The following is an 11518-nucleotide window of genomic DNA, read 5'->3' on the forward strand; positions in this document are numbered from 1 at the left end:
ATGCTATTGATCCATTACAATTATGGCCATCATTAGAAACAAAAGTGATTCATAATTTATTCACTGCCGGTCAAATCAATGGAACAAGCGGTTATGAAGAAGCAGCTGCTCAAGGTCTCATTGCTGGTATTAATGCAACAAAGAAGTTAAATGGAGAATCTCCATTAGTTTTAAGAAGAGATGAAGCTTATATTGGTGTTATGATTGATGATCTAGTGACGAAAGGGACAAAAGAACCTTATCGTATGCTAACTTCAAGAGCAGAGTATCGTTTATTATTAAGACATGATAATGCTGATGAAAGATTAAGAAAACATGGCTATGATGCTCATCTTGTGAAAAAAGAAGTCTATCAGGCTTATTTAGATAAGATGGAACGTATACATAATGAAATTGATAGATTAGAGACGATTCGTTTTACACCTAAACATGAAATTAATGATGTTTTAGAGGAATTGGGATCATCTCGTTTAAATGAAGGAATAAGTGCTAAAGCATTACTTCAAAGACCTGAAATGGATTATCAGAAGTTAAAACCATTTATTGGAGAAACAACATTAACATTAGAGGAAGAGAAAAGAGTAACTATTTTAATTAAATATAAGGGATACATTGATAAAGCATTAAGACAAGTTGAAAAGGTTAAGAAAATGGAAGAAAAACAAATTCCATTAGACATTGATTATGATAATGTTTTAAATCTATCATTAGAAGCAAAACAAAAGTTATCAGAGATAAGACCACTAACCATTGCTCAAGCATCAAGAATATCAGGAATTAATCCTGCAGATATCTCAGTTCTCCTTATTTATTTAAAACAACACTACTAAGAGGTATATATGAATCAAGAACAATTTATTCAAGCATTATTAGAAAAGGGTATAACCCTTACAGACAAGCAATTACAACAATTTCAAACATATTATGAAACACTCATAGAATGGAATGAAAAAATGAATCTTACAGCGATTACACAAAAAGAAGATGTTTATTTAAAACATTTCTATGATTCATTAACAATATCATTTGATTATGAATTTTCTAATCAATCATTATGTGATATTGGAGCAGGAGCAGGATTTCCTTCTATTCCACTCAAAATTGTATATCCAGAATTAAAAATTACCATTGTAGATTCCCTCACGAAAAGAATCACATTCCTTAAACATCTTATAGAAGTCTTAGAATTAGAGCATGTTCAAGCAATCAGTGCGAGAGCAGAGGAATATGCATTAAAACACCGTGAATCATTTGATGTTGTCACTGCAAGAGCAGTCGCAAGATTAAATGTATTGGATGAATTATGTTTACCTTTAGTCAAACATGAGGGATGTTTTATAACTTTAAAGGGATTAAAAGCACAAGAGGAACTAAAAGAGGCTAAACAGGGAATTGATAAATTGGGTGGAAGAGTTGTTAAGAAAGTAAATTTTAATTTAACAGATGAAAATGATCGTCGTTGTAATATTTATATTCATAAAGTGAAGTTAACACCTAAACAATATCCTAGAGCTTTTGGACAAATTAAGAAGAAACCATTATAGGCGAAAATTTCGCCTTTTTGTTTTTGATGATATTAAAATGTTGTTGACGTCATAGTTATTTTATTTTATAAAGTTTTGTATATAATGGAGTTTGTCAGGAGGGATTGATATGAAAGAAAAATTGGTAATAGGAAGATTATTTAAGAGAAGTTTTATTATTATTCAAATTGTTTTGTATCCACTATTTGGATGGATATTCTATACTTTAATTATGAATTCCATTAAAAATACAACATTTATAACGAGTACACCATATGCACTTATGCAGATGAAAATTGCACTCATTGTCATTCTTATTGTGGGGTTTATTATGGCTATACCAGGTTATGGAACAAAACAAATTATCTCAATAGATCATCAGCGATTTAGATATTGCAGTGCAGAAGGACTTATAGCAAAGTATCAGCAATTTATCAATATATTATTTAATCAAGAACAAAACTATGAAGTAAATATTGCTTTAAATGATATTAAAAAAATAACATTAATCTATAGTGATATATATATGCTTTGGTCACAAAAAGGACATTCTATTATTTTTAATATAGATTTAAAAGATGGAACATTAATGAAAATACAGCCTGATAATTTATATTTAGATAAAAAGAATTGTTTGGAAGGTATTGAGTTTATGGAGAAATGCGGAATCCAAGTTAATGATCCATATCATTTGAAAGATGCATTAAGAAATGAAGAAATAAGCTTTGCAGAATATATTGAGAAAGTGAGAAAAGACAATGAAGATTAATCTTGTATTAGAAACTCAATATAAAGAACAGATATTAAAAACTATTCAAAATAAATTATGTTATCAGGAAGTATTACCTACGCCAAATAATAGGCCTTATATTGTAATTAAAGATGTTTTAAGTATAAAAGATATTGAATCTATTAAGGAAAACCAATATGCTCATCATAGAACAATATTTGTAGTTAAGGATTCAGAAAATATGTTTCTTTTACTTGATTTTTATCCTCTTTGTTTCTTGAGAGAAAATCATTTGAATGATGATCTTCAAAAAGCTATGGAACTTATTATCAATATTTATCAAGGTATAGAGAGCATATTAACATTTAAAATGGGATATTCTTATATTCAAATAAAAGCGAGTCAAATTGTTTATATTGAATCTATAGGACATTACTTAATTATTCATACTATTCACAATCAGTATCAGGTAAGAGAAAAACTAAAAAATGTATTGGAGCAATTAACAGAATTATCTTTTCAGCAGATTCATAAAAGTTATGTGATTAATAAGAAGTATGTTAAAGAAATAGGTGCTACTGAAGTCATTCTTTTTAAGAATATATCTCTTCCAATTGGAAGAAAGTTTAAAAACATTACATGAAGGTGTAATGTTTTTGTTGGGTTTTATGATAGGAAATGGTATAATATGAGTCGAATTGTAAGGAGTGAATATTGTGAAAGAACCTATGTATAAATTTATTGATATCAATAAAATTGAAGCTAATGCTCATCAGCCTAGAACACATTTTGAAGATGAAAAGATTCAGGAATTATCTGTTTCAATCCAGCAAAATGGGTTATTACAACCTATTGTTGTGAGACCATATAATGGAAAATATCAGATTGTCGTGGGAGAAAGAAGATTTCGTGCCTGTAAGCTTGCTAATCTGGATGAAGTTCCATGTATTGTACAAAAACTTGATGAGCAACAGACAGCAACTGCTGCAATTGTAGAAAATATTCAAAGAGAGAACTTATCTCCTATTGAAGAAGCATTAGCTTATCAGCAATTAATTGATACACAGAATTTAACACAAGAACAATTGGCTAGAAAAGTAGGTAAAAAGCAATCGACAATTGCTAATAAATTAAGATTATTACAATTACCTATGACAGTCCAAGAAGCAGTTAGAAGAAGAGATATCACTGAAAGACATGCGAGAGCATTATTGAAGTTAGAAACGACTGCCAAACAAAATAATATGTTAAGAGAAATAATAGACAAAGGCTTAAATGTAGAACAAACGGAACAAAAGATTAAAACAAAAATAGAACCTAAAATACCACAAACAAAACCAAAAACAAAAAGTATTTCTCAAAATTTAAAAATAGCTATGAATACAATCCAGCAAGCTGTACAAATGGTTCAACAGGCAGGTGTTGAAACATTTGTGGATACTCAAGAAACAGAAGAAGAAGTTATATATACAATTAAGATGAAGAAATAAATTTATCAGTTATTTATTGTAAATGATATAAAGAATAAATATATGAACAAATGAAGTTCATTCATCATTGTTTTTCCTATAGAACAAGTGGTATGAAAAAGATAATGTTTAGAGTATTTTTTAACTCATACCTTAAATTAATTGCAAAGTCATCATTGAAATGATAATATAAATTTAATGGGAGCTTATAAATAGGCTGAGAGGAAGTTGTGAACTTCGACCGCACCTGATTTGGATAATGCCAACGGAGGGAACTATACTTTACGATGTGAAGGAATATGCCACCAGGCATATTCCTTTTGTGATTAAGAAAGAGAGGTCTATATATGTTTGAAGAAATGATGAGAAACGTAGTTGAAAAGAAACCATTGGTTCACTGTATTACAAATACAGTAACAATGAACGATTGTGCAAATGCAATACTAGCGGTTAAAGGAAGTCCGATTATGGCAGATGATGAAAAAGAAGTAGAAGATATAACTTCAATTTGTCAAGGACTTGTCTTAAACATTGGAACTTTAAATCAAAGGACAATTACATCTATGATAAAGGCTGGTAAGAAAGCAAATGCTTTGGGTCATCCAGTTATTTTAGATCCTGTTGGTGCTGGAGCAAGTCCTCTACGTGATGAGTGTGTAAAACGAATTTTAGAAGAAGTACAAATAAGCGTTATTCGAGGGAACATGTCTGAGATGAAGGCAGTTGCTTTTCAATCTTCTACAACACGTGGTGTTGATGCAGATGAGAGTGATGTTATTGATGAAAAAAATATTGATGATATGATTGTTTTTGCTAAAGATTTAAGTCAAAAGACAGGGGCTATTATTTCTATTAGTGGAGCTATGGATATTATTACAAATGGTCATGAAGCATATGTTATAAAAAATGGGTGTCCTGAAATGTCACTAATTACAGGAACTGGCTGTATGTTAAGTGCTATTACAGGTGCTTATGTTGCAGCAAATCCTCAAAATCCATTATTAGCAACAGCTTGTGCAACCACAATGATGGGGTATAGTGGTGAATTGGCATTAAAGAGAGTTTTAAAAGAAGAATTAGGAACAGGGAGTTTAAGAGTTTATTTAATGGATTATTTATATATAATGGATTTCAATCATTTGCAGGAGGGATTAAAAATTGAAAAAAGATAAAATTCAAGAAGCAATGAGATTGTATCTTGTTACTGATCGTAGATGGATACATCATTCATTGTATGAAGATGTTGAGGAAGCAATAAAAGGTGGCGTCACATGTGTTCAAATGAGAGAGAAACATTTAGATATCAGTACTTTTATAAATGATGCTAAAGATATCAAGAAACTTTGTCTAAAATATGGGGTTCCATTTATCGTTAATGATAATGTTGAAGTAATGTTAGCTGTTGATGCTGATGGAATCCATGTGGGTCAACATGATATGCAGGCAAAGGATGTGAGAAAATGTATTGGACCTGATAAGATACTTGGTGTTTCTGCACAAACAGTTGAACAGGCAATACAAGCCTACCAGGCAGGAGCAGATTATTTGGGAGTAGGAGCAGTTTTTTCTACAAGTACAAAAGATGATGCAGTAGAAGTAAGTATACAGACACTTCAGAAAATATGTCAGTCAGTACCAATACCAGTGATTGCTATTGGAGGTATTGATATGACAAATATTTTAAAATTGAAGAAGAGTGGTATTAAAGGTGTGGCTGTTGTGAGTGCAATTATGGCACAGGATGATATACAAAAAGCAACAATGCAATTAAAAGAAAAGGCATTGTTGTTATGAAAGGGTATATTTTTGATTTAGATGGCACATTATTAGATTCTATGCATATTTGGGATGTTTTATCTATTCATTATCTAGAAAGTCTCAAAATAACACCACAAGAGAAACTTGTTGAACAGTTAAAAGCATTATCTTTGTATGAAGCTGCTATATTTATTCAAAAAGAATATCATTTAAATCAATCAGTATCTCAGATACAAGATGGGTTCTATCAACAACTAGAAAAAGAATATCAAACAGTGACACTCAAAGAAGGTGCTCTCTCTTTCTTAGAGAAATGTTATCAACAAAACATACCCATGTGCTTACTCACAGCCAATCATTCACACATTACACATAAAGTTTTAAAACGACTCAATATATATCATTACTTTAATAGCATTATATCCTGTGATAATATTCAATACACAAAACAAGATATCAGAAGTTATCAATACGCTTCAAAGTCATTAAATTTACCTATATCAAAATGTATTGTTGTAGAAGATGCATTACATGCTATTAAAACAGCAAAAAAATCAGGTGCATTTGTTAAAGCGATATATGATAAAGCCAATCATACAGATTGGCAGGAAATAATGAAAATTGCAGATCAAACATATCAATCTTTTAATCATATGGAGGTATAGAAGATGAGAAAAGTACTGACAATTGCAGGAACAGATCCAACAGGAGGAGCGGGAGCACAAGCAGATTTAAAAACATTTATGGCTCATAAAGTCTATGGAATGAGCATTATTACAGCGTTAGTTGCTCAAAATACATTAGGAGTTCAAGATATTATGAATGTGACACCTCATTTTTTAGAAAAACAATTTACGTGTGTATTTGAAGATATTTATCCTGATGCGATAAAAATTGGAATGGTTTCAGAAACAGAACTGATTTATAAAATTGTAGAACAATTAAAAAAGTATCATGCTAAAAATATCGTTGTTGATCCTGTTATGGTGTCAACCAGCGGATCACGTTTGTTAGAAGATAGTGCATTAGCAGCACTCAAAGAAGAACTTATTCCTTTAGCCAATATCATAACACCCAATATTCCTGAAGCCGAAGTTTTAACCAATATATCTATAAAAAGTACGGATGATATGCTGAAAGCAGCACAACTGATTAGACAATGGTATCAAGGTGATATTTTAATGAAAGGCGGGCATTTTAGTGAACATGCAAATGATTTACTTTATCATGGGAATGAAATGATTTGGTTAAAATGTGAACATATAGATAATCCTAATACTCATGGAACGGGGTGTACATTATCAAGTGCAATTGCCTCAAATCTTGCATTAGGTTATGATATTGTTACAAGTGTACAAAAGGCTAAAGAATATATTACTGGAGCATTAAAAGATGGTCTAGATTTAGGGCGTGGCAGTGGTCCATTAAATCATTGCTGGAATCTTTAAATAGTATTGAAATAATTTCATTTGAGAAATTATTTCTTTTTTTTAAATGTTTTATATGAAAAATTGAAAATAAATTACTTAATGATAAGTTCATATAAAAAGAATATAAAATCATTTATAATGGGAGTATAAAATAAATGTAAAGGAGAAGAGAAATGAATCAAAAAATAATTTTTATTGATGTTGATGGAACATTATTGAACTATGAAAATGAATTACCAAAATCTGCTGACTTGGCAATTAAAGAAGCCAGAAAAAGAGGACATAGAGTTTATATTTGTACAGGTAGAAGCAAGGCCGAAGTTTATGATTATTTATGGGATATTGGTTTAGATGGTATGATTGGTGGTAATGGGAGTTATGTTGAAGATGGCGATACAGTTGTTATGCATCAATTAATTACAAAGGAACAATGTCGTCATATTGTTGATTGGCTAAAGTCTAGACATTTAGAATTTTATCTTGAAAGTAATGAAGGATTATTTGCAAGTGAGAATTTTGAAATAAGAGGAGAACCTGTTGTACAAGAATATTGTAAACGTAAGGGAAAAGAAGGAGCTAACCAAAAGAAAGTACGAGATGTTTTTCCTGAAATGATTTTTGGTGGAGAATTATATCGTGATGATGTTAATAAAGTAAGTTTTATTTTAGAAAGTTATCAGGACCATCTTGATTCAATTAAGGAATTTCCTGATTTAAAACCTGGAACATGGGGTGGAGCTGGAGAAACTGCTTTGTTTGGTGATTTAGGGGTAAAGGATATTACGAAAGCACATGCCATTGATGAATTATTAAAATATCTTGGTGCTGATAGACAAGATACATTTGCTTTTGGTGATGCAAAAATTGATATTCCCATGTTAGAATATTGTCAAGTAGGTGTTGCTGTTAATAGTGGTGGAGATGAAATTAAAGTCATGGCTGATTATGTAACTGATGATGTAGATAATGATGGAATTTATAAAGCATTTGTACATTTTGGATTGATTGATAATTTTTTAAATTTATAGTTTCATTATGAAAACGTACGATTTTATTCGTACGTTTTACTTTACTGCAATCCAAACTTCTGCATAACCATCTTGACCATAATATTCTATATCAGGAGCTTGTGATTTCATTCTTCCTGTGATGTAACCACTATTCAATGGTTTATATTTTGCTTTAGGTAACCATTTTGATATAGCCATGACCTCTGTTTTTCCAATTGTTTCTACAGTGCAGGGAAAAATAGCCCAAGTACAAGCTGGAACCTGATATGTAGACATTTCATTATTTGGTTGATGATCACTTGCTACAGCAATATAATAATCAAATTTTTTAGCATCAGTTACATCAATATTGTAAACATTGATTCCTAGTAGTCCCTGAGGTTGCATATTCATTTTAGAAAAGAGTTTATCACTCTTATGTTCTTTATGAAATGATTCCCAGTGTAGAGGAATCATTTTTTTGCCCTCTTTTTTTCTATTAGTAGTAGATATTTTATATCCAATAACTCTAAAGCTATCTTTTGTTTCTATCCTAAATTGTTGTGTCATATAGAATCCTCCTATATCAACATTATATAAAATAAAAATCAATAGTTCCTCTTCATTTTTGTTCTCTTTGGATAGAAAAAAGTTCTCTAAAGAGAACTTAGTTTTCGAAAGTAATGCAGACAGGGGCAGGAAGTTCAACAGAAGAATCGCTCATTAATAATTTTTCAGCTTCCTCATCAAAAGTTAAGATTTGTAAACAATTGATTTCCTGGCACCCCACGATTAAATACTTATCATCAATAATATTAAAATCACGAGGCCCCTTTCCAGTATGAACCATATAAAGTAAGGAAATTTTACCTGTTTCTTTATTGACACGATACATAGCAATACTATCATGACCACGATTTGAAACAAAGAGATGATCACCAGAAGAAGTCATACGAATAGCAGAAGCACTAGAAAAACCTTTGAAATGTCTAGGAATACAGTGAATCGCTTGAATGAGATTAAAACGGCCTTCAATATATTTAAATACCATAATATTATTAGCAATTTCATTTACTAAATATGCAAAACGTCCATCATGTGAAAAAATCATATGCCTAGGGCCAGAACCTGGAACAATATTTAATGTATAATCAGAATCTTCTAAAAGCACTCCTTGATTATAACGATACATAACAACTTTATCAGCCCCTAAATCAACTGAATAAACAAATTGTTTATCTGGTGTAATTCCTACGCAGTGAGCATGAGGACCAGTCTGTCTTTTTAATAAGTCTGGCCCAAGACCTTTATGATGCACAGCACATATTTTTTGGGTAATTGCTTTATTTTCAAGTTGATATGATGCTGTTGCACCAACATGATAATTTGCGGCAAATACATACCTGTCATTTTCATCAACACATAAATGAGTATAAGAACGTCCGCTAGAACCATAATTATTATTTAAAATGAGTTCATCACCATGAATAGTAAAGCTACCAATACCACCACCATCATTATGAGAACTGGCATTTTTATAAGCGACATAAAGAACATGATTTTTAGTAATCATATAAGAAGGATAATCTTTTGTTACAATTTGCTGAATTCTTTTTATTTCTAAAGTTGATTCATCAAATTTCATTATATAAATTCCTCTATCATTATTTTTTCCATAACTTGCAACATAGAATGTTTTCATAGTAAAACCCCTTTCATAAATCTATTTTATCACAATCAAAACCTATTTACTAATGGAGAAATGCATTTTTGATAAATAATAAAATGAAGTTATAAAATTGAATAAATATAAATTTTATTGTTATAATTTAAGTTTTTAAGAAATAATAAGTCATTATTATTTATATGAATAAAAAGAAATCCTTTCCTAATGGAAGAAAATGTAATACAATAAATACTATATTAAAGGAGGAAACGTTATGGAAGATAAATTATTATTAAGATTGTTACAAAAAAATGCGAGGATGAAGATTACTGACCTAGCGGCCGCCTTAGATGAATCAAAAGATCAAGTCATTGAAAGATTGACAGAGTTAGAAAAACAAAAAGTTATCTGTGGTTATCATACTATTGTTAATTGGGATTTAACAAATACAGAAATTGTAACTGCATTAATTCAAATTAATGCAAGTCCTGAAAGAGAATATGGATATGATCGTATTGCAAGTTATATCTATAAGTTTGATGAAATTGATACAATGTATTTATTGAGTGGTAGTTTTGAATTTGTTGCAATTGTTAAAGGTAAGACAATGCAGGAGGTTGCTCATTTTGTAGCAAGTAAATTAGCTTGTTTGGATGGTGTTACAGGAACATCAACATATTTTGTATTGAAACAATATAAGAATAATGGTGTTGTTTTGATTGAGGACGAAGATGGCCATAGTGATAGATTGGTGGTGACTCCATAATGAATTATGAAGATATGTTAAGTGATAGAGTTAAAGTTATTAAGCCAAGTGGTATTAGGAAGTTCTTTGATTTGGCTTCCCAGATGGAAGATGTTATATCATTAGGAGTTGGTGAACCTGATTTTACAACGCCTTGGGCTATCAGAGAAGCTGCAATTTATTCTATTGAAAAGGGAAGAACTTTTTATACTGCAAATCAAGGTTTATTAGAATTAAGAGAAGAAATCTGTCGTTATTATAAGCGTCGTTTTGGAGTAAACTATGATCCAAATGATAATTGTGTTGTCACTGTAGGTGGATCGGAAGGAATTGATATTGCAATTCGTGCTATTTTAAATCCTGGAGAAGAAATGATTGTTTTAGATCCTGGATATGTTGCTTATACACCAGGTGTAGAATTGGCAGGTGGAATACCTATACCTATTCAATTAAGACATGAAGATCAATTTAAATTAACACCAGATTTATTAAAAGCTGCAATAACACCTAAGACAAAAGCAATATTAATTAATTATCCATCTAATCCAACAGGTGGTTTTATGACAAAAGAGGATTATGAAAGAATAGTTCCTATTATTAAGGAATCAGGAATTATTGTTTTATCTGATGAAATTTATGCGGAATTAAGTTATGAAGAAGAGTTCTGTTCCATTGCATCGTTTGATGAAATTAAAGATCAGGTCATTGTTGTAAGTGGTTTTTCCAAAGCATATGCAATGACTGGATGGCGTTTAGGATATACTTTAGCTAATAAAGTTTTAACAAAGGCTATGAATAAAATTCATCAATATATCATAATGTCTGCTCCATCACCTGCACAATATGGAGCTATTGAAGGATTAAAACATTGTGAAGATGAAGTGTTGAAAATGCGTGATTCATATCGAACAAGAAGAAATTTCCTAGTGAAAACTTTTAATGAAATGGGGCTAGAAACATTTAAACCTCAAGGTGCTTTTTATGTCTTTCCATGTATTAAGTCTACTGGTTTAACATCTGATGAATTTTGTGAAAAATTACTAGATGATCAAAAAGTTGCATGTGTACCTGGAACTGCATTTGGACCTGCAGGAGAAGGATTTATTAGAGTTTCTTATGCATATAGTATAGAAGAACTTAAAGTTGCTACTATAAAAATAAAACAATTTATAGATAAACTATGAGATATCAAATATGATATCTCTTTT

General features: G+C 30.6%; 14 protein-coding genes. 12 read left to right on the plus strand and 2 right to left on the minus strand.

All coding sequences use genetic code 11. From position 1 onward, the window contains the following. The 10 genes from BN350_RS18600 to BN350_RS05780 all read left to right on the plus strand — a co-directional run. On the plus strand, positions 1-830 hold an 830-nt coding region (locus BN350_RS18600; RefSeq protein ID WP_044600145.1), incomplete at its 5' end, for an FAD-dependent oxidoreductase. A gap of 9 nt (positions 831-839) precedes the next feature. Beyond that, on the plus strand, positions 840-1544 hold the full coding sequence (gene rsmG / locus BN350_RS05735; protein ID WP_028042733.1) for a 16S rRNA (guanine(527)-N(7))-methyltransferase RsmG: 705 nt from the start codon (positions 840-842) through the stop codon (positions 1542-1544). 109 nt (positions 1545-1653) lie between these two features. Continuing rightward, positions 1654-2292, plus strand: a complete 639-nt coding sequence (locus BN350_RS21265) for a hypothetical protein (RefSeq protein ID WP_049945522.1) — start codon at positions 1654-1656, stop codon at positions 2290-2292. Then, positions 2282-2896: a LytR/AlgR family response regulator transcription factor gene (locus tag BN350_RS19915; RefSeq protein WP_028042734.1), complete on the plus strand. Its 615-nt coding sequence runs from the start codon at positions 2282-2284 to the stop codon at positions 2894-2896. The genes BN350_RS21265 and BN350_RS19915 overlap by 11 nt, the downstream gene beginning before the upstream one ends. 73 nt (positions 2897-2969) lie before the next feature. Then, a complete protein-coding gene (gene noc, locus BN350_RS05755) occupies positions 2970-3743 on the plus strand; it encodes a nucleoid occlusion protein (RefSeq protein ID WP_028042735.1) in 774 nt (257 codons plus the stop codon). A gap of 326 nt (positions 3744-4069) precedes the next feature. Beyond that, positions 4070-4894 carry a hydroxyethylthiazole kinase gene (gene thiM, locus BN350_RS05760; RefSeq protein ID WP_028042736.1) on the plus strand — a complete coding sequence of 275 codons (825 nt, stop codon included), beginning with the start codon at positions 4070-4072 and terminating at the stop codon, positions 4892-4894. Further along, complete coding sequence (gene thiE, locus BN350_RS05765) at positions 4881-5516, plus strand: thiamine phosphate synthase (protein ID WP_028042737.1); 636 nt, start codon at positions 4881-4883, stop codon at positions 5514-5516. Before thiM ends, thiE begins: the two co-directional genes overlap by 14 nt. Then, positions 5513-6145, plus strand: a complete 633-nt coding sequence (locus tag BN350_RS05770; RefSeq protein WP_044600146.1) for an HAD family hydrolase — start codon at positions 5513-5515, stop codon at positions 6143-6145. The genes thiE and BN350_RS05770 overlap by 4 nt, the downstream gene beginning before the upstream one ends. A 3-nt stretch (positions 6146-6148) precedes the next feature. Beyond that, positions 6149-6928, plus strand: a complete 780-nt coding sequence (gene thiD / locus BN350_RS05775; protein WP_028042739.1) for a bifunctional hydroxymethylpyrimidine kinase/phosphomethylpyrimidine kinase — start codon at positions 6149-6151, stop codon at positions 6926-6928. Positions 6929-7083: 155 nt separating this feature from the next. After that, the gene (locus BN350_RS05780) at positions 7084-7938 is read left to right on the plus strand and encodes a Cof-type HAD-IIB family hydrolase (RefSeq protein ID WP_028042740.1); all 855 of its coding nucleotides are present in this window, start codon (positions 7084-7086) and stop codon (positions 7936-7938) included. 36 nt (positions 7939-7974) lie between these two features. Here BN350_RS05780 and BN350_RS05785 read toward each other — a convergent pair whose 3' ends face one another. Both BN350_RS05785 and BN350_RS05790 read right to left on the minus strand, forming a co-directional pair. Next, on the minus strand, positions 7975-8469 hold the full coding sequence (locus BN350_RS05785) for a GyrI-like domain-containing protein (protein WP_028042741.1): 495 nt from the start codon (positions 8467-8469) through the stop codon (positions 7975-7977). 97 nt (positions 8470-8566) lie between these two features. Beyond that, complete coding sequence (locus tag BN350_RS05790; protein ID WP_028042742.1) at positions 8567-9601, minus strand: lactonase family protein; 1035 nt, start codon at positions 9599-9601, stop codon at positions 8567-8569. Positions 9602-9839: 238 nt separating this feature from the next. On the opposite strand from BN350_RS05790, the gene BN350_RS05795 reads away from it, so the two are divergent. Beyond that, positions 9840-10331, plus strand: a complete 492-nt coding sequence (locus tag BN350_RS05795; RefSeq protein ID WP_028042743.1) for an Lrp/AsnC family transcriptional regulator — start codon at positions 9840-9842, stop codon at positions 10329-10331. Further along, positions 10331-11494 (plus strand): aminotransferase class I/II-fold pyridoxal phosphate-dependent enzyme, encoded by a 1164-nt coding sequence (locus BN350_RS05800; RefSeq protein WP_028042744.1) that lies wholly within the window; start codon positions 10331-10333, stop codon positions 11492-11494. Before BN350_RS05795 ends, BN350_RS05800 begins: the two co-directional genes overlap by 1 nt. Positions 11495-11518 lie beyond the last annotated feature (24 nt).

The sequence above is a fragment of the Candidatus Stoquefichus massiliensis AP9 genome, assembly GCF_000455285.1.
Classification (GTDB): Bacteria; Bacillota_I; Bacilli_A; order Erysipelotrichales; family Coprobacillaceae; genus Stoquefichus; species Stoquefichus massiliensis.

What these genes read in the sequence shown, in the direction of transcription:
- rsmG (WP_028042733.1), top strand. Translation starts at nt 840, where the DNA reads ATGAATCAAGAACAATTTATTCAAGCATTATTAGAAAAGGGTATAACC.
- BN350_RS21265 (WP_049945522.1), top strand. Translation starts at nt 1,654, where the DNA reads ATGAAAGAAAAATTGGTAATAGGAAGATTATTTAAGAGAAGTTTTATT.
- BN350_RS19915 (WP_028042734.1), top strand. Translation starts at nt 2,282, where the DNA reads ATGAAGATTAATCTTGTATTAGAAACTCAATATAAAGAACAGATATTA.
- thiM (WP_028042736.1), top strand. Translation starts at nt 4,070, where the DNA reads ATGTTTGAAGAAATGATGAGAAACGTAGTTGAAAAGAAACCATTGGTT.
- BN350_RS05770 (WP_044600146.1), top strand. Translation starts at nt 5,513, where the DNA reads ATGAAAGGGTATATTTTTGATTTAGATGGCACATTATTAGATTCTATG.
- thiD (WP_028042739.1), top strand. Translation starts at nt 6,149, where the DNA reads ATGAGAAAAGTACTGACAATTGCAGGAACAGATCCAACAGGAGGAGCG.
- BN350_RS05780 (WP_028042740.1), top strand. Translation starts at nt 7,084, where the DNA reads ATGAATCAAAAAATAATTTTTATTGATGTTGATGGAACATTATTGAAC.
- BN350_RS05785 (WP_028042741.1), bottom strand. Translation starts at nt 8,469, where the DNA reads ATGACACAACAATTTAGGATAGAAACAAAAGATAGCTTTAGAGTTATT.
- BN350_RS05790 (WP_028042742.1), bottom strand. Translation starts at nt 9,601, where the DNA reads ATGAAAACATTCTATGTTGCAAGTTATGGAAAAAATAATGATAGAGGA.
- BN350_RS05795 (WP_028042743.1), top strand. Translation starts at nt 9,840, where the DNA reads ATGGAAGATAAATTATTATTAAGATTGTTACAAAAAAATGCGAGGATG.
- BN350_RS05800 (WP_028042744.1), top strand. Translation starts at nt 10,331, where the DNA reads ATGAATTATGAAGATATGTTAAGTGATAGAGTTAAAGTTATTAAGCCA.